The organism is Glutamicibacter sp. NPDC087344 (assembly GCF_044744225.1).
In the GTDB taxonomy this organism is placed as follows: Bacteria; Actinomycetota; Actinomycetes; order Actinomycetales; family Micrococcaceae; genus Glutamicibacter.
The window spans coordinates 139,238-162,388 of record NZ_JBIUXY010000008.1 but is presented as its reverse complement, the minus strand read 5'-3'; the positions used below and the strand labels follow the sequence as shown (position 1 = coordinate 162,388).

Genomic DNA, 23,151 nt, shown 5'->3' with positions numbered 1-23,151 from the left:
ACGGCAGGGGAGCGGTGTTGCAGATGCAGCCGAACTTTCAGGAGTCAATGCATGGCTAAGCAGCTAGCATTTAATGAGGAAGCACGCCGTGCCCTCGAAGCGGGCATCGATAAGCTCGCAAACACCGTGAAGGTCACCCTCGGCCCCCGTGGCCGCAACGTGGTGCTCGCCAAGACCTGGGGCGCACCGACCATCACGAATGATGGTGTCACCATTGCCCGTGACATCGATCTGGAAGATCCATACGAGAACCTCGGCGCACAGCTGGCCAAGGAAGTTGCCACCAAGACCAACGACGTAGCCGGCGATGGCACCACCACCGCCACCGTCTTGGCTCAGGCACTGGTCAAGGAAGGCCTGAAAAACGTGGCCGCCGGCGCCGCACCTGGCGATGTCCGCAAGGGTATCGAGCTGGCCACCGAGGTTGTTTCCGAGGCGCTGGCCGCCAACGCCGTGGCAGTGGAAGACAAGGTTGCCAACGTGGCAGCCATCTCCGCTCAGTCGGATGAAATTGGCGACCTGCTGGCAGAGGCATTCAAGACCGTGGGCACCGACGGTGTCATCACCATTGAAGAATCCTCCACCACCGCCACCGAACTGGTCCTCACCGAGGGCATGCAGTTCGACAAGGGCTACCTGTCCCCGCAGTTCATCACCGATGCAGAGCGCCAGGAAGTTGTCCTGGAAGACGCGCTGATCCTGATCAACCCGGGCAAGATCTCCACCGTGGCAGAATTCCTGCCGCTGCTGGAGAAGGTGCTGGAAGCCAAGAAGCCGCTGCTGATCATCGCCGAGGACGTAGAGGGCGAAGCCCTGTCCACGCTGGTTGTCAACAAGCTGCGCGGCCTGCTGAACGTGGTAGCCGTCAAGGCTCCAGGTTTCGGCGACCGCCGCAAGGCAATGATGCAGGATCTGGCGATCCTCACCGGCGCCCAGGTCGTTTCCCCGGAGCTTGGCCTGTCCCTGGACCAGGTTGGCACCGAGGTGCTTGGCTCGGCCCGCCGCGTGACCATCACCAAGGATTCGACCACCATTGTTGATGGTGCCGGCTCCGAGGAAGATGTCCAGGAGCGTGTCTCCCAGCTGAAGGCCGAACTGACCCGCACCGATTCGGAGTGGGACCGCGAGAAGCTTTCCGAGCGCCTGGCCAAGCTGGCCGGCGGCATCGGTGTGATCAAGGTCGGCGCTTCGACCGAGGTCGAGCTGAAGGAACGCAAGCACCGCATCGAGGACGCCGTTGCCTCGACCCGTGCAGCGCTGGAAGAAGGCATTGTTGCCGGTGGCGGTACCGCTCTGGTAGATGCTCTCTCCGCACTGGATGAGGACGCACGCGTGCTGGCTACCGAGGGCGACGTTGCCGCAGGTGTGGCAATCGTTCGCCGCGCACTGGTGCAGCCGCTGTTCTGGATCGCCACCAACGCAGGCTTTGACGGCGCCGTGGTTGCCTCCAAGGTTGCCGAGTCGGCACCTAACGAAGGCTTCAACGCCAAGAGCGGCGTCTACGAGAACCTGCTGCACGCAGGTGTCATTGACCCGGTCAAGGTGACCCGCTCGGCACTGCGCAACGCAGCGTCGATCGCAGCCCTGGTGCTGACCACCGAAACCCTCGTGGCTGACAAGCCATCCGAGGAAGCGGAAGAAGCACACAGCCACTAAGCAATGAGCTGGCAGCTAAGGCCGCCGCGAACCTGAGGGAATTCTCCGGTTCGCGGCGGCCTCTCGCATTATTGGAACCATCGGCACGAACATACTGGGGGAGGTCCTGCCGCATGCACCACCCAACGGATGGCGAGCCTGATCCGCCGCCACTGCGCTACTTCAAAACTTCGCGCACGACACGCAAGTGGATAGCGGCCGCGCTCGTGGCCAGCACCATGTTCTTGATTATCGGAATCACGGCGGCGGTACACGACGATCATCTGTACCTCGGCGGTCTGATGAAACAGTCCAAAACGGTGACGGCCACCGTCTTGTCCCAAGATCTGGATGACTGCTCTTTACTCGTTAGAATTAACGGTGCTGAACAGGTCGTGCAAAACACCTGTGCGGCTGAACTATTCGCCCCTAACTCAGTAGTTCAGCTGGTCGCTGACAGCCGAGTTCCACCAACAGACCCGTATTTCTACCATGTTTTTGTCTCACCGCGGCAATGGGAAGAGAACATCACCGACGATTGGTGGATCGGGAGCATTACCGCGGTGATCCTGGGAGCAGTTGTGTGGGCTATTGCTTATCGGTTTATGCTCAAACCGGATCGCCGTGCCCACGTTTTACGCAAGTGGGGGATCAAACCGACCCCGGGGCGTTTTGAACGGCTGGTGTTGGCCTTGCAACACGCTCCGCGCAGGGTACGCTACACACTCTTGAGCGTGTGTCTCATATTGTCCGCTGGCTCGGCGGTAACCTTCATCGCTGATGGTGCCAAGGATTTTCGAACCACACAGGATCTGGTTAATACACAACCACACCTCACCGCGAAACTGGTGGCCCACGAAACTTCCGGTCGCTCGGTGGAGCCGGCTCAGGTTGATGTTGCTGACCGACGGATGACGCTGAGTTGGTCTGCGGCCGGGCAACGGTCCATGGAACTTGGCGAAGAAATCGATGTGGTGATTGATCCCAGATACCAAGGTGTAGCTATTCCGGTGGATTTTGCCCAGGGGCCAGACAACTCGCGCGCGGCCCGATGGATAAATATTTTGATCGCTTTCTTTCCCGGCGGGATATTGATGGCCGGAGCCTTCAGACTCCTGGCCAGCAGGCAACCGTTTGAAGTATTCGAACCCTGGACTCTGATTGAAGATGACCAGCAGGACCCTCAATGATCTGGTGGCATGTTTGGAACAAACTTGATGTACGTTGTGCGTCTGCGGGGCATCAGATACGCAGAAGTCGACTCGTGGGCCATGGGTCCGGTAATTGTTTATGTGTAGATCTTGCCGGGAGCTTCACATAGTGAAGACCAAATACGTGCGGCACAAAACAGTTCCACAGCAGGTACCGCCCGAGTCCGTTTGGTCCGTTTGGTACCACGCGCCACGCTAATGAGACGGTACCAATTGGCCGCGAAAATAAACCACAAAGAATACCGAAGACGGGGCAAAACAGGTAGCCGATCAAAGCATGTTGATCGGATTCGGGCCTCGTCCACACCATGATGCCTGATCTGCATAAAAAGAACCGCCGCTGGTCCACTTTCATTCGTGGCTCAGCGGCGGTGCTCAAGATGGTTCGGAGTTTGACTTTCGTGTTCTGGGCCTCGGCGGCCGGACGGACTGCGCGGTAGTGCACCAGCGTTCCTTGACCTCGACGTTGAGTTCTTCCCACGCCGGCGCATCAGGCATCATCAACCCACGCAGGTTTTTCGACCGGCTTTCATACAAAGCCTTGCCGGCACGTTCACGTTCGTTCTCCACGGGCTAAAGTATCGCTGATACGAGTACGCCTGTGCAATTTGTAGCAACCCCATGTCGAAACGCTTAGCGCTGGGGCGCCTCCGCTTCGGCCGTTTTCCGATTCATTGCCTTCACCCGAGCCTTGCCGGCCAGCGAGCCCGTCACGTATTCAAGCGGGCCCTGCCCAAGACCTGAAATGTTTTTCCACAAGACTGCGAGCAGCAATGCCGAACCGATCTGCATCCAGAAGGAGAGTGTTGGATTCTCGGTTCCCAGTCCGGTGGCGAGGAAGAGCAGATGCGCAGTGTAGATGCTCAAGGTCATGGAACCCAGGATCGCCAGGGGATGAAGCAGCCACGCCACCCGTTCACCAATGATCAGGGCCAGCACCAAAATCAGCATTCCCACCCCAAGGGTATTGAGCATTTCAAACACCATATTCGAGTGCGGAATGAGCGTAACCTGCCACCACAGCGAATCCAGTGGTATCTCTGTCGGGAGCCCGTAGATCAGTGAGTCGTTCACGTCCTCAGCGCTCAACCAGCGGCGGGTTGAACGGATTAGTTCACCTTTCCCGCCCAACGGTCCTAACAGGAGAGCCGAGGCAGCCCAGGTGCTCAACCAGAGGAACAGTCCTGTGGCTCCAATGCGCAGCTGGATATCTTTTGACCGCAGGTCCAGCTTGCCAATCGCCATTCCCGCGCAGATGTAGGTCATCCAAGGGATAGCCGGATAGGTGCCGGTGAACAGCAACGCGCTCAGGGTTGCGCCAGGGTCGCTGAACAGGGTGCTCAACGACGGATCAATATAATCCAGATGCGGAAGCGAGCCGCTCAGCTGCCACGCTGCAAGTGAGCCCGCTACAGCGAATCCCAACGATGCAAAACCCAGAGCAGTAGGGCCCAGCCGCAAAAACGGGATGGCGAGCAGGAACATCACCCCGTAGTAGGCGAGAATGATGTAGGCCGGCATATCAACCAAGGCCAACACCAGGCCCAGGGCCAGGATGAATCCGGCACGAGTGGCCAAGGCCGCCCGTGCCCCGGCAAGTTCCACCGGTGAATTGACCGCCCTGCGCGAACTCAGGCTGAGGCCCACCCCGGCCAACAGCGCAAAGAGCGCCGAAGCGGTGCCGGAAGCGATGTTCCAGATGAGGGTCGGTTCATAATCGTCATTAACCGCCGGCATCACGTGGATAGCGATCATGCCCATGAGCGCCACCCCACGTGCCGCGTCGAGACCGATGATCCGCGGCTTTTTCACCGCTTTGGCAGCGGCCGGTGTTCCGGAAACCTGACTCATCGGGTGTTCTCCTTGGCCTGTGAATGCCGGGCCCACGCCGAACGGGGACTGCGGCTCAGTGACTTCACTGAGGTTGTTTGTTGTGTCTTCATTTCATTACTTCGTTAGGACCGTCGATTATGACCAGTTGCGCAGCGGGTTGCCCTGCCAGCTGCTGTGCGCCGGGACCTGCTCCGAACGCATCACCAACGAGCAGGGGCCCACGGTGGCAGCTTCGCCGATCTGGCTTCCGGGCAGGATGACGCTGTTGGGAGCCAGTGTTGCCTGCGCCCCGATGGTTACCGGCTCCAGGCGCATGATGCGGTCGTGGAACAGGTGGGTCTGCAGGACGGTGCCGCGGTTAATGCTTGCGCCGTCGCCGATGCTGATCAGATCCTGCTCCGGCAACCACCAGGATTCCAGCCACACGCGGCGCCCAACGCGGGCTCCAAGCAGGCGGAACCAGAAGTTCAGCATGGGGGTACCCAAGCTCATGCGCACCACACCGGCCACCGCCAGGGACTCGCTGAACACGTCGGCCAGCTCATTGCGCCACACAAAGGAGGTCCACAACGGGTGTTCCTCGGCGTGGAAACGACCAACCAAGGCCCACTTGGCCAGCAGGGCAATCAGCGCGGCGAGGGTGGCCGAGGCCAGCAAAACCGGTCCGGCCAGCAGCACCGTTAATCCCAAACCTGACTCGTCGAAGATGCCGGAGAGCACCCACACCGTGGCCAGGGCCAGCCAGATGGTGACCAGCATGGGAATGATGCGGCAAATCTCTACCGCGATGCGAGCCAGCACCAATTGGCGCGGCGGGTTGTAGGTCAGGGACGACTCGGCCTGATCCACCGGGCGGGGCAGTTCCATGGCCGGGCGGCCAAACCAGTTGGAGGCTTCAGGCATGTCCTTGGGTGTTGAGGACAACACCGCAATCAACGAATCCTTGGGCACCACGGTGTCCGGGCCGACAATGCCCGAGTTGCCCACAAATGACTTTTCTTCAACCCGGGTGTGCCCGAGCTGCAGCCACTGCCCGCGCACCCGCGGGTGCGAGGCCAGGGAATGGTCCGCCATGAAACTGCGGTCATCGATCCGGGTCAGGTGCGGGATGGTTTCCATGGTTGAGATTTCGGCATGTTTCCCGACCTTGGCACCCAGCAACCTGAACCACAGCGGGGTGGCAATACTTGCGTACAGCGGGTAGACGGACATCAGCGTTTTGGCGAGCACCAGGTTTGACAGCCAGGCCGCCCACGCGGTGGTTCCGCGCGAGGAATGGAATCCCGGTTTCAAGTAGCTGGCCAGGACACGTACGGTAATGATGCTCAGGGCCAAAAACGTGACCGCGGTCAGTACCGCGAACAACGGGGCCCACAGGGCCAGCTGCACCAGCACCTCTTCCAGCTCGGCACGCATGTCGATCCAGGAGAACAACACCAAGGCCCCGGGCAGGATGCTGAGCAGCGGCATCAGGCCAAGCCAACCCAGCGACACGGCGTAACGCACGGTGTGCAGGAAACCTGCCCGGTGTGCCCGCGGGCGTGCATCCGCGCCGGGCCAATCCGCCCCGGCCTCACCCAGGTATTCCAGCTGCGAACCGGACCACCGTTCATTGGCCGGCACCGTGCCGTCCACCAGGCTTCCCGGCTCGATCTCCGCTCCGTCCTCGATGATGGTCCCGCCCATGACGGTGGACCGGGTTCCTACCCGCACGTCCTTGCCGATGATGATCCGGCCGATGACCAGGGTGTCTCCATCCAGCCAGTGCCCGGCCAAATCCACCTCGTATTCGATGGCGGTATTCGCCCCGATGCTGCTCAGTCCGGTAACCGATGGCATGGCATCCAGATGGACGTCAGCACCGACCTTGTTGCCCAACGCCCGGGCATACCACAGGCCCAGGGGCGTGCCCATGATCGGTTCGATCTTCGCGAAGGTCACAATGCGGTCAACCGCCCACAACCGCAGGTGAACGCTGCCGCCACGCTGGTAATGTCCCGGCTTCACCCCGGCGAGCAGCACCCGGGCCGCTGTGACGGCCAGCAACACCCTGAACGGCATGGTGAACAGCACCACCCAGGCCAGCAGGACCGGAACCAGGGGAGGGTTCGGCACCCAGCGGGCCTCGAAGAAGTTGAACAGCACCCAGCACACCAGCGCCATGCCGGTCACATAACGCAGGCCAATGACCGAATACAGGGCACCGATCACCGGTGCCTGCACCAACGCGGTCCACCACGGGGTCGGCCGGGTCTCACGTTCCTGCGCCTGGCCGGTCTCCTCGGCATCCAGATATGCGGCCAGGTCACCCAGCACCGGGCGGTCGTAGAGGTCCGCGATGGAGATCAGCGGGTAGCGGGTGCGCAGCTTGGCGATCAGCTGCGCGGCGGCAATGCTGGCCCCGCCCAGGGCGAAGAAGTCGCTGTTTCCATCCAGCGGGACCGGGCCGAGCAGTTCGGTCCACAGCTCGGCCAGCCATCCCTCGGTGCCGGCCAGCTGATGGGCTTCGGCCGCGTCGGTCGCCACGGCCAGCGGCCACGGCAACGCCTTGCGGTCGACCTTGCCCGAGGTTTTCATGGGCAGCTCGTCCACCAGGCCCAAGGTGGGCACCAATTGGGCCGGAAGCATTTCGGCCAGGCGGTGGCGCAGGGCCGGCAGATCCAGCACCGCCCCCGGCTCGGCGACCAGGTAGCCGGCGAGCACCTTGTTCCCGCTCGGGGTGGACTGCACCGCGGCAGCGGCCTGGGAAACGCCGGGAAGCCCGGCCAGCGCCTCGTCGATTTCGCCGAGTTCCACCCGGCGCCCGCCCAGCTTGACCTGTTCGTCAACACGGCCCACAAAAATCAGGCCATCCGGTTCGGCCCGGACAATATCGCCGCTGCGGTAGGCCCGCTCCCAGCCAAGGCTGTGCATCGGGGCGTATTTTTCGGCATCCTTCTGCGCGTCGAGGTAGCGGCCAAGGCCCACCCCGCCGATGATCAGCTCGCCTTCTTCACCCCAAGGGACCGGCTGGTCGTTGGAATCAACTACCGCCAGGTCCCAGCCGCGCAGGGGCAGGCCAATGGCGATCGGGGAGTTACCGTCCACCGCCGCGCCGCAGGCAATCACGGTGGCTTCGGTGGGACCGTAGGTGTTCCAGACTTCCCGGGTCGGCCCGGCCAGGCGTTGGACGAGCTCCAGGGGCAGGGCTTCTCCGCCGAAGATCAGCAGGCGGATGTTCTCCAGGGTTTCCGCCGGCCACATCGCGGCCAAGGTCGGGACCGTGGAGACCACGGTGATTTTGCGTTCGATCAGCCAGTCGCCAAGATCAGCACCGGAGCGCACGATTGACCGCGGGGCCGGAACCAGGCAGGCCCCGTGCCGCCAGGCCAACCACATTTCTTCGCAGGAGGCGTCGAAGGCCACGGAGAGCCCCGCCATCACCCGGTCTCCGCGCGTCAGCGGCGCCTCTTGCAAAAACATTTCCGCTTCGGCATCGGCCCAGGCGGCCGCGGAACGATGGGTGATGGCCACACCCTTGGGTTTGCCGGTCGAGCCGGAAGTGAAGATGATCCACGCGTCGTCTTCCAGGCTGGCGACCGGGCTGTTGCCCTGGGTGCGCACCGCATCCCGGTGGGTGATGCTCAGGTTCTCGCCGATCACCACGCAGACACCGGCTTCCTCCCAGACGGTTGCAGCACGCTCATCTGGTTCATCGGCATCCACCGGAACATAGGCGGCCCCGGCAAACAGCGCCCCGAGGATGGCGATGTACAGGTTTTTGGAGCCCGAGGGGACCCGGACACCCACCCGGTCTCCCGCTCCGACGTCCATGGACCATAATTGTTTGGCGAGCTCTTCAACTTCTTCGCGAAGCTGGGCGTAGGTCAGCCGGTAGGTTCCGTCATCGATTGCCAACGCTGATGGATAACTGTCCATCGTCGCGGTGATGACGTCGACCAGGGTGCGTTCGCTGGCCGGCTCGGTGTTCGGAAAGAGTGCCAGGTGCCCGTTGGTGTCCGCTTGCGCGGTGGAGTGCAGCGTGTGGATTTCATTCTCGTGCTGCGCCAATCTGCGCAGCGTACGCGTCGCCACCGACCCGTAGTCAGCGCGCGCGACATTGTCATTACCGCTCAATTTTCCCCCAAGGATCATTGTTGTTTTCGGCCGGAACGGTTCCAGCGTGATTGCTCCCCAGCAACCGCAATACACGTATTCAAAACACGTATCTTGTGGACTCACACCGCGTAGTGAACCCCGAGATATTGGGCTAAACTACGATCAACTGCTGCCGTTCATCCCCATGACCGGTAGCAATTGATACAGCTGAGACACTTATTAACAGCATTGCAACTTGCGGGTGGTTGGTCAACTCTTGGCGAGGAGGTTGGGCGGGAAAGTAACATTTTCCGGCCTATCTCAGCGGTTTCCCACTGCTGGCTCGGTATCATCCCACGTCATTTAGAAGATTCAATTTGTTACGATGCGACGCAATAATTACGTGGAAATCATGTCCCCTTGCAGTGATGAAACCCAGTGTCTTAACGGACGGTAAATTCGTGGTGTTGGTTTTAGGAAAAAGAAACAAATGAAGGTATTACGGCACTTGGGCATCGCCGCGGTAATGCTGCTGGCGCTGTCCTCCTGCGCGGTTGCGCAGCCCACAGCGCCGCCACCAGCATCGTCCGGTCCATGCTCGTGGGTCGACAGGGTGAAGCCGGAGTACGAGCTTGGAGAGCGGACCACGTTCGTGCTCGCCGAGTCCTATGGCGACAGTGCGGTCCAGATCGCCAGCTGCCTGCGTGTCGAGGGCGGATACACGCAAGCATGGACAGCGCGCGGGCTGGCTGGCAAATCCGGTTTCGCCAAGCCCGGGCCGGTCTACGTCAATTCGTTGCTGACACCCACCGGATCCTTCACGGTAACCGAGGCCTTCGGCCGCGAAAACCCGGGAACCGACCTTCCTTATCAGCAAGTCGCCAAAAACTCCTATTGGGGTGGGCGCGCGGGCGCCACGTTCAACAACTACTTTGAAGGCGAGGGCGCTTTTCCCGACGAGTCGCTCTTCAAATACATGCAGGCCGGCGACTATGAACAGGCGGCCGTGATCAACTACAACCGGCTGCCCGACGCGCAACCGATTCACGGGCGTACCTTTGCCATCTTTTTGCATGCCGGAATGCGGGCGACCTGGGGCTGCATCTCCACGGATCTGGAGGTTGTTGAACGTTTTCTGCAAGAATCACAGCCCGGAGACCGTATCGTCATGGGGGTCGAATCAGAGATCTTCGAGCCGGCGACAACTGGTTGAACACCCGCCGGGGCTCATCGACGCACCAAAACTCGATGTCCCGACCGATGGGTGATTCATGGATGGGACCCCAGCACGCAACACCGCAGACCCGTATCTTCTTGAGCCTTCCCACAAGCTTGGCGAAGTGGCCGAATTATCTGGTTTCCTTACCGAGCGCAACCGCGCCTGTGCCGCTGGTTGGAACGGATGGGCAACATGGTCCCTTGCTTCGCAAAAGTTAGTGCGAACGTCGACGGGCTAGGAGTGGCACTGTAGAAGCGAGTATTCGATGATTAGTATGGGTACCCGCGTAATCGGGCAATCGGTTCGCACGCGCACGTGTAAGCGGATCTGGAGTCCCTAATTGATGCGAACTACTCTTGCGTTCCCATTCTGTCGGTTGGACATGGTGCACTGAAATTCCTGACCGCATGCATTAGAGAGGAAGAATCATGGGGAAACGGAAGCAGGAACGGGGCCTAAAATTGTCCTTTGGCCTAATCACCTGCGAAAAGTGCAAAGGAGAACGTCTACTTGCCCGTAATTGCGACGATTGTGGTGCCCGCCCAAAGTCTCACGAGGTTCAGTTTGACCTCCAGCGCCGCGTGCGTATCGTCGCCGACTTCAAGCGCGGTCGCAAAGAGCCCTCACCGAGAGAAAGTGTTGACTTTGAGGATGTGGAAGTTGAAACCGGTCGTGCGATCGATGCCGTGCTCCGGGCTTTGGCTGCTGCCTCGAGAGGGGCTCGAACAGCAGATGCGCTAGTGAAGGCTTTTGGCCTGTTGGACCAACTGGCCGTGGATTGGAACGTTCCGCAGCCTCGCCCGTCACGGAACCGAGGGAGGGTTGTAGGTCAGTGCATGTCCTTGTTCGTGAAAGGGCTTGAGCAATTTGTCGAGGCAATAGTCGCTCCGGACATGCATAGTGCACGGAATTGCGAGCGACGCGGCAACACACTGTTCAAAGAAGCCGAAAGTGTTCAAGACCGACTCCGAGAACTTGACCGAGCGGAAGAACTATTCGCGGAGGACGATGCGAGTGAAAGCTTGAACATCATCGGAATCGAAGCACGAAAAACCGCAGGGCTAAAACTGTCTCTGGTGGAACTAGACGCGAAGCTGGCTTCGGGTGTGGGGTGGGACGTGGCATCATCAGGCATGGGCATTCAGTCGCATGTCTTGCATCTGGCAGCGCTTAACTGCTTTGACCTGGAACATTTCACTTCAGTTCTCTCCGAATCGGATAAGGCTGTGGGACGTAAGGGAAGCACACTTTCCGAGTCCGACGACTGGAGGAAAGCGCATGCCCGAGCAGGTGCATTCCTTTCAAGCGCGCTTGCATCAATGCACCACGTGATCGAATCAACTGGTAGCAACGAATTTGAAGTCGTGCATCGTTCGGTCGAATCTGTCTCCACGTGGCGGGACGGAGTCCTCAGGCACGCGTTGGCCACTTTGTTGTCCGAATCTATTGAAGAGTACAAAAGCCTCGTGTCGAAGAACGCGGGCGCTGCCATCAAACGTGCTGCGATCGAATTACCGCAGCTACAGCTGAATGAGAATCTCTCTCCTGAGATTCGAAACGCAGGAGCACACGCTGGGTTCGATCTGGCAGATGGAGGCGTACTCATCGACGATACTTGGTTCTCCTCAAATGAATTCTTGGACAAGGTCTTGGCATACCTTGAGACAACAGTCGCGACATTTGCCGGCGTGACCTCAGCTATGACGAGGATGGGTGCAGATCTCACTTATTCTGAATACTTGACTCCGAGGGATCGAGATTCGGCGATAGCGCTATTTCTAGGGGTATACGGGCTTGACTTGGAGTCGAGCGCGATCAAAGGTGACGCCATAGAGATCTGTGCTACGGGCCCTTCTCCTGACTGGATGGTCTTTGCAGCGGCTCTGAGTGCTGTGTTGCCAGACTCTGTGACCGATTTGGTGTTCAGAATTTCAAATCAATCGGGCTATCAATTATTCGAGACCTCGCTCGCAGTGATTCGAGAGAAATCAAACGGACTGTCAGCATTGGATACCAAGCAAGCCGCCCTACGCATGGCATCAATGATTTCGGCCAGTTTTCTGAACGGGAGTTCTCCTTGGACTGCAGAATTCTGGGCCAAGATCGCAAACCACTTCACGGGAACGGCTGACGAGGAGAACCTCATCGATTGGGTCAAAGACGTGCGCGAGCTTCGGGAGTCTGCCCGGCGGGCTCATCAATGGTCTGTCGTCGACAATTGCAATCTTGAGTTGTCTGTTGTGAGAAAGCCAGCTTCAGGAAGTGCCGATAATCTTTCAGTTGCCGGTTCGAACCGAATTTTCGGCGGGCAGCTCCGGACCACTGCGACATTAGGCTTTCAGCGCTTGGCACCAAAAATCGAGTAGCGGGTCATATGGCCATGGCGTTCGTTTTTCACTTGCAAAAGGAGATAAAGTACCGCGGGAGCGTTGAATGTAGCAATTGCCGAAAGATGAAGTGTCGTTTTCATCATTTGGACGGGACACGACTCGGCCCCTGAACGCTTCGGAAGCCGGAAGGATTCAGTTCGAACCTTGGTGTTTGTGTTGCAATGTTGTGGACAGGTAAAGAAAAGGACGGACGGGCTCCGTATACCGCTTTAGTCCTGGCCGCTTGCCTCGGGTGCTGATGGACCGAATAGCCGTCTTGCTTCATCTCTGAATCCTAATCGGGCAATCAATTCGGTAATCCCGCTATTCTCGTTGTCGGACTCCTGTGCTTTGTGTATTTCTTTTTCGGGGAAGCTATTTACTGAAACGTTCGATTCGACCAGGCCGCGTCGCTTTAGAACGGATGCGTTCTGGAGTGTTTTGGAGATGTTCTGCAACGATTTACCGAGGCTGTGGATCGAATGGACAGTGGTAAACATCGTGCCTTTGAGCGCTTCCAGATCAAGAATGCTCGCCTCTTCGTAGACCTCGTTGGAGCTGTCGAAGTAGGTCAGGGAGACTGTATGCGATGTTGGGAGGCCGCGTTCGTCGGTGCGCTCGATCGAATTGTCGAAGAATGTTCTGAGCTCTTGCTCTGGCGCAATCATTGCGACTGGTTCGTTGAGCATCTTGATATTTCGTAATTCGTGGCCGGCGGTCTCGCTTGCGCGTTCCGGCGGGGGATAGAGCGTAATGGAGACATTTTTCGCTGGTCGCTTACCGATGTTTCGCACGACCAGATCAAACAGTTGCGGGGACGCAGGGGACGGCTCAATCACCACGATCACGTAAGGGCGATTGGTTTCTTTGTGCGCTTTTCGAGCGTCTTTCCATTGGCGGGCGGCGTAGATAGCCGCCACTACTGCCATCGTGAGTAGACCGAAAGTTATCAGGGTGTAAATGCCGGTCCAAGCCGTTTGCGTAAGACCGATGAATGTTTCCACGTCGCTATTCATACTAGGAACCATACAGTTCGTTGCATGGCATCGTGCAGAGCGGGCAGACCTTGATCGGCTATCAAGATACAAGCCAAGACAATTCAGATGAAACCGTGGTCAGGCACCTCAAGTTCTTTCTGCGGGAACAAGCCAAGGCCGCAAACGATGGCGACGCTTTCCAATGCCGGGTTCGCTCTGGCTGAAGCTCACGGTCCCGTTTCTTCGAAATTCGGGTTCCAGTTGGCTGGCGTGCCGGCTCTTTCATAACCAGAGCCAGCCCGCCTGCGACCTATGTCGTTTTTACTTCGAGCCAGTGTTAGTCCAGTGCTCGCCGGCGCTGAAATACTGCTTTTCAGCGTCTGGTCCTGTTGGCATTCGAGCCGCTATCTTCTCCTCTGAGCCTACGTGCGCTTGTTCCGGCTCTGTTGGCAGATCTCCGTACCCTGTCAGTGCTTCCGCGTAGGATCGATTCTGCAATGGTCGCGCTAAGGGGTGTTCCGGCCTCCGTGGCGACCGGACGCGTACGCCCATGACAGCCAGTTCATCGGCTTTGTTGCCGATCGCCCACAGGGTACGAATCGTGGCGCAGTCGTAGGGCTGTAGCCGACGCAGCTCGGTGTGCGAACGCCGGCACAAGTTTAGATAGGCTACCCACTCGGTGCTCTGCGGGATGCTGATCCATGCCTCGGCGATGCTGGCTATCATCAGGGCAGCGAGGTGGTGCACTTGGTCATTGGTGCAAGAGCTTGGACGAAAGGCTTTGGCCAGCGCGCGCCCTTTCATGATCAACGCGATGGCGTCGACCGAACCGCCGTTGATGAGAGTGTGCGTGTCGTTGATGGCGACGATGAGGCGGGCTGTGAAATCTGAAGTGTGCATGAGAAACCTCCTTGTTTGGTTTTGGGCATAAAAAAAGAGAGCCGAAGCTCTCTGAAAACGAAACTGCACACCTCTGCCTTTAGGCGGAAGTGTGATTAAAGAAGAATGAACCCGATCTTTTGCGGGTTCCCTGCTGATGTGATTAGTATCACACAAAAAGTGTAACGTTAGCAATAGCTGGAGACCGCGAGTTCCTTGGCCATACGTGACGTTGAATGGCCATTGTCAATGGCTGAGTTGAACGTCTAATCAGAGATTGATTCAGCAATCGCTGAAGCCCGAGCCTAAGATCAATCGACGGGCGTGGCCTCGTCGAGCCATTCAATGGGCGAGCTGCCCAGCCCGTTGGCCGGGGCCGCAGCTGTCTCGCGCCACGAGACGAGCTCAGCCTTCGCGAGTCCAGGAGCGCCATGAGCTAATGCCGCTGCTGCCGCATCGGTGAGTTCCCTCGCGCAGGACTCCCGAGCGGCTGCTGGCAAGTCCAGGATCCAGGGGAGCGCATCGCTCATCATCTCGACGTCCATGGGTCCAATACCATGCCGGTTCCCTGGCGCAGAGAACTGATGTCATGCATGGCCGAGCCCATGAAGCCGGGTCCTGCCTCACTCCCCGGAGTGCACTCGGTCCCCGTTCAGGGCGGTGTACAGGTCTGCCGGCTGACGCCGGGCCTCCGCGCCACCGCGGCTTTGGGGATGCCGCGACGACGTAGTTCTTGCTAGCAAGAGATTAATTGTGGACGCGAAATACAAGTTGTATTGGAGAGCTTTGGCCGCCGGGAGATTAATCGAGGTTTCGCTTGCATGACCGGTGGAAGTGAGTAACGCAACTTATGTGACTGTCGTGCGGTTCGTGTGGCAGTGGTCAATGTGGGACCCAGCGCCAGAATACATCTGGAGAAGACTGAGGAACTACGTCCTTCTCTTGCCTCGTCTCGTGGTTTACGATCTCACGAGTACGAGAGCCTTCGTCGTCTCGCCGTATTTATCCGTTCACGTCGGTAAGCTAGTTCCAAATTTCGAAAAGAGTACGCTGTGGCACTGAAAGCTACTCTAGCGGGCCAGGTGTGCAACACTTGCCGGCCCAAGAACCATGCCCTGCTGGGACTGCTCGAAGCAACCGTAAATTTCATCCAGTCCATCGATGCTCGACCAGCCGGATTTCGCGCGCCCGGGCAACGCACCACGGCCCCTGCCAGATAGGTCCGGTGCACCGCTGGTTCGGGGGCGAAAACCCACCGCGATCGGCCGGCGGGTTGCCGTCGCTGGGCCGTGGGCAATCAGTTCAAATGGAATACTTATTTCTCCTTGCTAGGATCGAATGATGTCTGGCATCGGCCACAGCCGCCCCGCCAGAGCTGCTCTGTCCCCGAGGAAAGCACCACTTCGTGTCGTTGACGTTCACCCCAGCCAAGAAGTCCGAGCCGAAGCCCGGATTCAGGAGCGACCTGCAGGGACTACGCGCCCTGGCGGTGTTGCTGGTGATGGTTTACCACATCTGGTTCTCCCGGGTTTCCGGGGGAGTGGACATCTTTTTGATGCTCTCCGCCTTTTTCCTCACCGCCTCGCTGGCCAAAAGGATCGGCCGAGGTGAACGCCCCCAAATCCTTGGCCAGTGGGCGCACCGTTTCTCCCGGTTGATACCGCAGGCGGCCGTGGTGGTGCTCGCGGTGGCCATAGGGTCCTGGATCCTGCTGCCCAGCAACCGCTGGCCCCAGCTGATTGACCAGTCCTTCGCGTCCCTGCTGTACAAACAAAACTGGTATCTGGCCGACAACCAGGTCAACTACTACGCGTTCAACACCTCCACCGCCTCCCCGCTGCAGCACTTCTGGTCGCTGTCCGTGCAGGGGCAGATCTTTATCCTCTGGCCGCTGATCCTGGCGGCCTGTGCGCTGATCTGGAAGCTGTTTTTGTCCCGGTACCACTTCGCCGCGGTGGCCGGTGCCTGTTTTGGGCTGATCTTCGCCGGCTCCTTGGCCTACTCCATCCACCTCACCGCCACCAACCAGCAGGTCGCCTACTTCCACACCGGGGCCCGGCTGTGGGAGTTCGCGCTCGGTTCGCTGCTGGCGCTGGCCCTGCCCTGGCTTTCCACCCTGCCGCTGCGGTTGCGCCGGCTGGGCGGCTGGATCGGCTTGGCAACCATTATTTCCTGCGGCGCCCTGCTGGATGTGCAGGGGCAGTTTCCGGGTTTCATGGCATTGGTTCCCACCCTGGGTGCGGCGCTGATCATCATGGCTCCCGCGCAGCCGCGCTGGTCCAACCCGGCCGGGGTGCTCTCGCTGCCCCCGTTGCGCGCGCTGGGGGATCTGTCCTACGGGATGTATCTGTGGCACTGGCCGCTATTGGTGTTCTACCTGACCCTGAGCGGTTCGGCCCAGGCCGGGTTGATCCCGGGTGCCGTGCTGATCGTTGCCTCCATCGTCTTGTCCTGGTGCACCACCCGCTGGGTGGAGAAGCCGCTGGCCGCCTGGCAGTCCCGGACCACGCTGGGGGAGATGGTGGCCGGACGCCAAGCGCAACTGGCCTCCGGGGTGCTGGTGGCGGTGCTGGGTGTGGGAATCGTCAGCGTGCCGGTGCTCGCCTGGGAAGGCAACGTCGAATACCGGCGTACCGTGGCGGCGGCCCAAACCCCGGAGGAGAACCCCGGGGCCATGGCCAGCGAAGACTGGGACCCGTCCCCGGCGGCGTTGACCCTGCCGCTGGCCACGGACCTTGATGATGAATGGCAAAACCCCGGCACCGAGTGCACCGGGGTGCTGGACCCGGACGATGAACGGATCAGCTTCTGCCAGCAAGGCGGCGACTTCACACCCGGCACCCCGGTGCTGGTGATGCTCGGCGATTCGCACATGCAGCACTGGTCGCAGGCCGGAGCGCGGATGATGGAGGACGCCGGGGGCAGCTGGATCCTAGTGCACCACCCGGGTTGCCGCTATGGCTCCGATTCCGCGCGCGAGGACCCCCTGTGCGCGGACTTCCAGGATGCCGCCCAACAATACGTCTCCGCCGTGGCACCCACCTGGGTCATGGTCAACGCCAGCATGACCGTGCAGGATTACGACCAGTACCTGCGCAGCCCCGGTGAACAGGAAACCTTGGTGGATGGGATCGTCCCGGCCATCGAGCCGTTCCTGCAGGCCGGAAGCCAGGTGGTCGCGGTGCGCGACACCCCGCGCTTCGAGTACCTGATCCCCGAATGCGTCGACTCCGCCAAATCGGATCCCACCCGCTGCGACCAGCCGGCCTCGCAGCTGCTGAATGCGGTGAATCCGGTCCAGCAGTGGCTGGAAAGCACGGACTACGGCCCCGCGGTCGCCTCCCTGGATTTAACTCCGGTGCTCTGCCCCCAGGGGGTGTGCAAGGCGGTCATCGGCAACGTGCTGACCTATCTGGACAACACCCACCTGTCCAAGACCTTTGTGGACAGCGCCGCGGATGAGTTCGCCGCCGCCTTCACAGCGGCCGTGGACCCGGACGGCTCAAAAAATTCTGAGCCCTCGCCAGCTTTCGGTGTCCAGCCGGCCAAATGACGGTATCGTGGCATGAGGTTGGCCACACAGACGCGACTGGGAATCACGGACGCGTCAAAAGGGTTCTAACATATAAACAACCTCCGCTTTCGCCCCGAAAGGTTCATACGTGACTGAGTTCAACCCCTTTGCCTTTGAAGGACTCACCTACGACGACGTACTGCTGCTGCCTGGCCCGACGGATGTGATCCCATCCGACGCCGACACCACCACCCGTTTTACCAAGCGCATCAACATCCAGGTGCCGATCAGCTCGGCCGCCATGGATACCGTCACCGAGGCTCCGATGGCAATCGCGTTGGCCCGCCAGGGCGGCATCGGCGTGATCCACCGCAACCTGTCCATCGAGGACCAGGCCAAGCAGGTTGACCAGGTCAAGCGCTCCGAGTCCGGCATGATCACCGATCCGGTCACCGTGCACCCGGGCGCCACCCTTGCCGAATGGGACGAGCTGTGCGCGCAGTACCGCGTCTCCGGGTTGCCGGTGGTGGATGAGAACAACAAGCTGCTGGGTATCATCACCAACCGCGACACCCGTTTCGTGGCGCGCGAGCAGTACCTGACCACCAAGGTCTACGAGGTGATGACCGGCATGCCGCTGATCACCGCCAAGGAAGGCGTGCCGCGCGATACCGTCATCGAGCTGCTCTCCAAGAACCGTATCGAGAAGCTTCCGCTGGTCGACGACGAGGGCAAACTCACCGGCCTGATCACCGTCAAGGACTTCGACAAAGCCGAGCAGTACCCGCTGGCCACCAAGGACGAGGAAGGCCGCCTGCGGGTAGCCGCCGCCGTGGGCTTCTTCGGCGAGGGCTACGAGCGCGCCATGACCCTGATCGACGCCGGGGTCGACGCCCTGGTGGTCGACACCGCCAACGGCCATTCCAAGGGTGTGCTGGAGATGATCGCCCGCCTGAAGAAGGATCCCGCCGCGGCCCACGTGGACGTCATCGGCGGCCAGGCTGCGACCTTCGACGGCGCCAAGGCCCTGATCGACGCCGGCGCCGACGCCATCAAGGTCGGTGTGGGTCCGGGCTCCATCTGCACCACCCGCATCGTGGCCGGCGTGGGCGTCCCGCAGGTCACCGCCATCTACGAGGCCGCCAAGGCCGCCATCCCCGCCGGTGTTCCGCTGATCGCCGACGGCGGCCTGCAGCATTCCGGCGACATCGGCAAGGCACTGGTGGCCGGCGCCGACTCGGTGATGCTCGGCTCGCTGCTGGCGGGCACCGCGGAATCCCCGGGCGACCTGGTCTTCATGAGCGGCAAGCAGTTCAAGGCCTACCGCGGCATGGGCTCGCTGGGCGCCATGGAAACCCGCGGCAAAAACACCTCCTACTCCAAGGACCGCTACTTCCAGTCGGATGTCCCTTCCAATGAGAAGCTCATCCCGGAAGGCATCGAAGGCCAGGTTCCGTACCGCGGCCCGCTGTCCGCCGTGGTGCACCAGCTGGTTGGCGGCCTGCGCCAGACCATGTTCTACGTGGGTGGCCCGACCATTCCCGAGCTGAAGGCGCGCGGCAAGTTCGTGCGCATCACCGCCGCCGGGCTGAAGGAATCCCACCCGCATGACATCATGATGACCGTCGAGGCTCCGAACTACCGTTCGCGCTAAAGCTCATCAGGTAAAACCCCGCCGATCCTAGCCCCGTGCTGGATCCGGAGGGGTTTTTCTGTGCGGGAAAACTTCCGGATTCTGCCCGGTTCCCAGGCTCGGACGCACCATATGGGGTACCGCACCCCGGTGGCGGAAACGGTTTCACCCGGACCCCACCCGCGCCCGGGAGGGCAGGGCGGAGCAGCAACCATGAGCGGGATCGAAAAGAGGGCAGGACACTATGGCGGGGAGGTATGCATGAAAGGAAGTTCACCGCGCTGCACGGGGCCGGGCGCGAGATGTTCACCCGCAGGTCAGCTCAGGGCACTTTGCTTCGCGCGTTGCCGCATCCAGCTGCGGCCCACCAAATAGATCAGCACCCCCGTTAGCGCCCCCAGCGTGTTGGCCACCAGGTCCCGGACCGAGGGCACCCGGTCTGGAAGAAGCAGCAGCTGGCCGGCCTCGATCATCACGGAGACCGCTAGGCCGACCAGCAACGCCAACCTCGGCCGGTGCAACCACCACGCGGCCAGCAGGCCCAACGGCATGAAGTAGACGATGTTCGCGGCGAACTCGATCTCCCCGTACCCGAACCACTGGGGCACGCCGAGCTCATGGAGCCAGCCGATGGCATTGGTCAGCCAGGGGCCCGCCTGTGCGTCCACGGGCGTTGGCCAGAAAGCGATCAACACCAGCGCGATGGCATAAATCAGCGCCCCACCTAGAGCCCACCGCGCTGATCCGTTCGCCACGATACCTACCCTTTGAAAAATTCCGGAAACACCTGCCCCTGCAATTTTAGTCTGGGTTGCCCGACTGCACCCGAAATACGAACACTCATTCTTGGCCAACATCTACCCGACTTCCACCTGCCGGACTCCACCACTCGGTGGCAGGCCGTCCGCTCGATGCAACAACATACAAGCACAACTGAACGTCTAGGACTACGCGACGTTGAGAACCTGTCAGTAAAAGTTTTTGGTGTTTGTCCACAATCCGCACCCACCCCACCACACCCACCACCTGGGCATCGTTCACTAGAGTCATGAACAGCGCACTGGCCCAAGGCCTGAACACCCTGAACGAGGTCCTCGAACACCTGGACCCGTCCCTTGATGGCTTCTGCCTGTCCGGAACCAGCCTGCGCACCCTAGCCACCACCCTGCTCGACACCCTCGCCCTGCTGCGTGAATCCCTGGCCACCACCACCGACCCCAGGCTCGCCCTGGAACTGGCGTCCACCGCGCAACACCTCGGATTCGAAGCGTCCCGCATGGAACTGGTCGCCGCCGAACGAGCCAACGCGACCGCCGCCCACACCCTGGCCCAACGTGAGCTCGACACCCTCCGGGAGCACCCGGCAGACACCAGCACCACCCCGGTGCGTTCGACCGGGCGTAACTGCTACCGCAACCCCGAGGAACTCCTCGCCGCGTGGGGTCGCATCCCCTACGCCCACACTCATCGGATGGTGGCTGAGGCGTTGGATTTGGTGGGGCGCAAAGACTTCACCGGCGCCAGGGTGCCCCCACGGTTTGAGCATTTGTCCGTGTTGTTGTTCACCCCGGGCATGGACCCGGCCGCGGTGCGGGCGGTGAGCCGGAAACTGGCGAAGGTGGAACCCGCGGATCTGACCTTTGAAGGCGCTGCGACGTCTCCGACGTTGAGGCATGCTGATGGGCGTACCGTGGAGGAACACGCTGCTGAGGTCCTTGCGGATGAGTTCATTCCGATGGCGGCGGTGAAGAAGGTTTCGACCCTGATTTTAGAGGCGATTAACCAGGGTGGTCCGGTTCCTCCTCCGGCGTCGTTGCGGCGGGGGTTGTTTGCGTTGCCGATTCGTAGCCCGTATTTCCGGGAGTTTTTGCTGCGGTTGTCGACGGCGGAGGGGGCGTGGGTGGATTCGTGGTGTGCTTCGGCGAGTAAGGCCAGTACGCGGGCGGGGCGGGCGGCGCGGAGGAATCCTGCCAGTGCTGCTCCTTCCCCGCCTGCCGGGTCGAGCACCGGGAAGGGTGGCCGGTCTGGTGCTCCGGTGCCGGGTGATTCGTTTTTCAGGGATCCGGCGGATAATCCGAATCAGCCTCCTGCGGGTGCTGCGGGGACAGAAGCCACCGACACCAGCACGGACACCTGCACGGGTGCTGGTGCTGAAGATGTCGCAAGCACCTTAGCGACCACGGCTACGGGGAACAGCGCCGCAGAAGCCGCGGAGGCTGAAAACGGCACGAGTGATTCTGAGGCCGGTTCAGCGAATAACAGCACTGCAGACGCTACGGAAGCCGAGACCGGCATAGACAGCAACAATAATCGCACTACGGATACTGCAAACAGTGCCGGGACCGGCACGGCCAGCTCTGAGACCGGAACCACCGACTCTGAGGCCGGTTCAGCCAACGGCAGTACGAGTGATGCTGAATGCAGCACCGCAGAGGCCACGGAGTCTGAAAACAGCACGGCCACTAGCGGAACCGGCACGACCGGCGCTGAATCCGGTGCGAGCACCGGAAATAACACGACTGAGACTGGGGCCGACTCGACCGCTGGCACCACTGATACCGAATCGGGAGCGGTTCACGGAGCAGGACCCGACGGTCAAGGAGCCTGGTCCATCCAAGACCTGCTCCCAGACGACGCTGAACCGTTCTCCTGGGATGATGATGATGACCTGTTCATTCCCGAAGCGACCCCGCCCGAACGGGCGTTGAACGCGTTACTGGAGATCCTGCTGGACGCGAACGACCCCGCTAGCGGCCCCGTCAAAGATGGTGGCGTGAGCGTCCAGAGTGGTGATCCGGTCCAAGGTTCACTTTTCGACCCAGACCCAGACCAGGAAACTGATCCGGACACCGGACCCGTGGAGGGGGCACCCCCTGCCCCACCGCCGCGGAAGTCGTCGAGGCTGCGCCCGGTCGTGGTCGCCCACATGATGATCGATGACCTGAAAGATTTGGCCAGGTCCACCGCGCAGACCGCTCATGGGGTGGATTTACCTCCGGCGGCGTTACGGGAGCTGTTGTGCCAGGCGGATCTGATTCCTGCGGTATTCAATGCCGAGGGCGTGTTACTGGATTTTGGGCGGGCGCAACGGTTTGTGCCTAAGGTGCTGCAGCGTGCGGTGTTGGCGCGGGACCGGTATTGCCTGGTGCCGGGGTGTTTGGCGAAGGTTGAAATGCTGGAGTTCCACCATACTGATCCGTATGCGTTGGGTGGGCATACCCGGTTGGATCGGATCGTTCCGGGGTGCAAGAGCCATCATATTGAGTTTGATCATGGGGTGGTGAAGATTGTGTGGGTGAGGGGGTTGCCGTGGGTGTTGTTGCCGAGGGATCGGGATCCGGTGCAGCGGTTGCGGCGTAATTACAGTCCGCCGGGGGTGCCGACGAGTATTGAGTTACCCGAGGAATTCTCAACCGGTTGAATCCTCGACGCAACACAACGTGCCGTCAATCTGTCGAGCGGGCCTGCCACATGACGGTGTAGGGCCTCGGACCAAAAATAAGGACACGGTCCGAGGCCTGCTGGGCGCCAATAACTCCATGCTCATGCCGGCGATTGCGGCACCATACACGGATCATTGCTGCGAGGCCGAAACGTACGCAAGAGCAGATGAGGCACGGATCCGGTTCGCGAAAAGCAGACGCGTAATTCCCGCATTTTCATTGGGGGAGTGAGGCTGAAAGCTGGTCGAGCACCCTGTGCGCAACGCTTCACCTCAGAGGTTGGACGGTCCGAATTAATAGGTGCCCTGTTGCGTCATGTCAAAACCTCCGCGAACACTAATACGTTGCGTCAGATGAAAAC

14 protein-coding genes are annotated in these 23,151 nt (G+C 60.6%); 7 read left to right on the top strand and 7 right to left on the bottom strand.

Annotation, left to right across the window (positions count from 1 at the left end):
- Positions 1–51 precede the first annotated feature (51 nt).
- Positions 52–1,656 (top strand): chaperonin GroEL, encoded by a 1,605-nt coding sequence (gene groL, locus ACIOWL_RS15360; RefSeq protein ID WP_400386925.1) that lies wholly within the window; start codon positions 52–54, stop codon positions 1,654–1,656.
- Positions 1,657–1,769: 113 nt separating this feature from the next.
- Positions 1,770–2,825 (top strand): hypothetical protein, encoded by a 1,056-nt coding sequence (locus tag ACIOWL_RS15355; RefSeq protein WP_400386923.1) that lies wholly within the window; start codon positions 1,770–1,772, stop codon positions 2,823–2,825.
- 396 nt (positions 2,826–3,221) lie between these two features.
- On the opposite strand, the gene ACIOWL_RS15350 is transcribed toward ACIOWL_RS15355, so the two are convergent.
- The 3 genes from ACIOWL_RS15350 to ACIOWL_RS15340 all read right to left on the bottom strand — a co-directional run bounded on the left by ACIOWL_RS15350 (position 3,222) and on the right by ACIOWL_RS15340 (position 8,795).
- Positions 3,222–3,416, bottom strand: coding sequence for a hypothetical protein (locus tag ACIOWL_RS15350; RefSeq protein ID WP_400386921.1), 195 nt, complete (start codon positions 3,414–3,416; stop codon positions 3,222–3,224).
- A 63-nt stretch (positions 3,417–3,479) separates the two neighbouring features.
- Entirely contained in the window at positions 3,480–4,697 is a 1,218-nt protein-coding gene (locus tag ACIOWL_RS15345; protein WP_400386918.1) for a heparan-alpha-glucosaminide N-acetyltransferase domain-containing protein, read from the bottom strand.
- A gap of 117 nt (positions 4,698–4,814) precedes the next feature.
- Complete coding sequence (locus tag ACIOWL_RS15340; protein ID WP_400386916.1) at positions 4,815–8,795, bottom strand: Pls/PosA family non-ribosomal peptide synthetase; 3,981 nt, start codon at positions 8,793–8,795, stop codon at positions 4,815–4,817.
- A 451-nt stretch (positions 8,796–9,246) separates the two neighbouring features.
- Between ACIOWL_RS15340 and ACIOWL_RS15335 the strand changes: the two genes are divergently transcribed.
- Complete coding sequence (locus ACIOWL_RS15335; RefSeq protein WP_400386913.1) at positions 9,247–9,969, top strand: hypothetical protein; 723 nt, start codon at positions 9,247–9,249, stop codon at positions 9,967–9,969.
- 434 nt (positions 9,970–10,403) lie between these two features.
- A complete protein-coding gene (locus ACIOWL_RS15330) occupies positions 10,404–12,341 on the top strand; it encodes a hypothetical protein (RefSeq protein WP_400386911.1) in 1,938 nt (645 codons plus the stop codon).
- A gap of 233 nt (positions 12,342–12,574) precedes the next feature.
- Here ACIOWL_RS15330 and ACIOWL_RS15325 read toward each other — a convergent pair whose 3' ends face one another.
- The 3 genes from ACIOWL_RS15325 to ACIOWL_RS15315 form a co-directional block, all read right to left on the bottom strand.
- The gene (locus ACIOWL_RS15325; protein ID WP_400386909.1) at positions 12,575–13,360 is read right to left on the bottom strand and encodes a hypothetical protein; all 786 of its coding nucleotides are present in this window, start codon (positions 13,358–13,360) and stop codon (positions 12,575–12,577) included.
- 282 nt (positions 13,361–13,642) lie between these two features.
- Complete coding sequence (locus tag ACIOWL_RS15320) at positions 13,643–14,221, bottom strand: hypothetical protein (RefSeq protein ID WP_400386906.1); 579 nt, start codon at positions 14,219–14,221, stop codon at positions 13,643–13,645.
- A 290-nt stretch (positions 14,222–14,511) separates the two neighbouring features.
- Positions 14,512–14,745: a hypothetical protein gene (locus tag ACIOWL_RS15315; RefSeq protein WP_400386904.1), complete on the bottom strand. Its 234-nt coding sequence runs from the start codon at positions 14,743–14,745 to the stop codon at positions 14,512–14,514.
- Positions 14,746–15,605: 860 nt separating this feature from the next.
- Here ACIOWL_RS15315 and ACIOWL_RS15310 point away from each other — a divergent pair.
- Both ACIOWL_RS15310 and guaB read left to right on the top strand, forming a co-directional pair.
- The gene (locus tag ACIOWL_RS15310) at positions 15,606–17,753 is read left to right on the top strand and encodes an acyltransferase family protein (protein ID WP_400386901.1); all 2,148 of its coding nucleotides are present in this window, start codon (positions 15,606–15,608) and stop codon (positions 17,751–17,753) included.
- Between the two features lie 109 nt (positions 17,754–17,862).
- Complete coding sequence (gene guaB / locus ACIOWL_RS15305) at positions 17,863–19,368, top strand: IMP dehydrogenase (protein WP_400386899.1); 1,506 nt, start codon at positions 17,863–17,865, stop codon at positions 19,366–19,368.
- 296 nt (positions 19,369–19,664) lie between these two features.
- Here guaB and ACIOWL_RS15300 read toward each other — a convergent pair whose 3' ends face one another.
- Positions 19,665–20,102 carry a VanZ family protein gene (locus tag ACIOWL_RS15300; RefSeq protein ID WP_400386896.1) on the bottom strand — a complete coding sequence of 146 codons (438 nt, stop codon included), beginning with the start codon at positions 20,100–20,102 and terminating at the stop codon, positions 19,665–19,667.
- 293 nt (positions 20,103–20,395) lie between these two features.
- On the opposite strand from ACIOWL_RS15300, the gene ACIOWL_RS15295 reads away from it, so the two are divergent.
- Positions 20,396–22,768 carry a hypothetical protein gene (locus tag ACIOWL_RS15295; RefSeq protein ID WP_400386893.1) on the top strand — a complete coding sequence of 791 codons (2,373 nt, stop codon included), beginning with the start codon at positions 20,396–20,398 and terminating at the stop codon, positions 22,766–22,768.
- Positions 22,769–23,151 lie beyond the last annotated feature (383 nt).

Coding starts and splice junctions, on each gene's coding strand:
- groL (WP_400386925.1), top strand. CDS start 52: ATGGCTAAGCAGCTAGCATTTAATGAGGAAGCACGCCGTGCCCTCGAA.
- ACIOWL_RS15355 (WP_400386923.1), top strand. CDS start 1,770: ATGCACCACCCAACGGATGGCGAGCCTGATCCGCCGCCACTGCGCTAC.
- ACIOWL_RS15345 (WP_400386918.1), bottom strand. CDS start 4,697: ATGAGTCAGGTTTCCGGAACACCGGCCGCTGCCAAAGCGGTGAAAAAG.
- ACIOWL_RS15335 (WP_400386913.1), top strand. CDS start 9,247: ATGAAGGTATTACGGCACTTGGGCATCGCCGCGGTAATGCTGCTGGCG.
- ACIOWL_RS15330 (WP_400386911.1), top strand. CDS start 10,404: ATGGGGAAACGGAAGCAGGAACGGGGCCTAAAATTGTCCTTTGGCCTA.
- ACIOWL_RS15325 (WP_400386909.1), bottom strand. CDS start 13,360: ATGAATAGCGACGTGGAAACATTCATCGGTCTTACGCAAACGGCTTGG.
- ACIOWL_RS15320 (WP_400386906.1), bottom strand. CDS start 14,221: ATGCACACTTCAGATTTCACAGCCCGCCTCATCGTCGCCATCAACGAC.
- ACIOWL_RS15315 (WP_400386904.1), bottom strand. CDS start 14,745: ATGGACGTCGAGATGATGAGCGATGCGCTCCCCTGGATCCTGGACTTG.
- ACIOWL_RS15295 (WP_400386893.1), top strand. CDS start 20,396: ATGAACAGCGCACTGGCCCAAGGCCTGAACACCCTGAACGAGGTCCTC.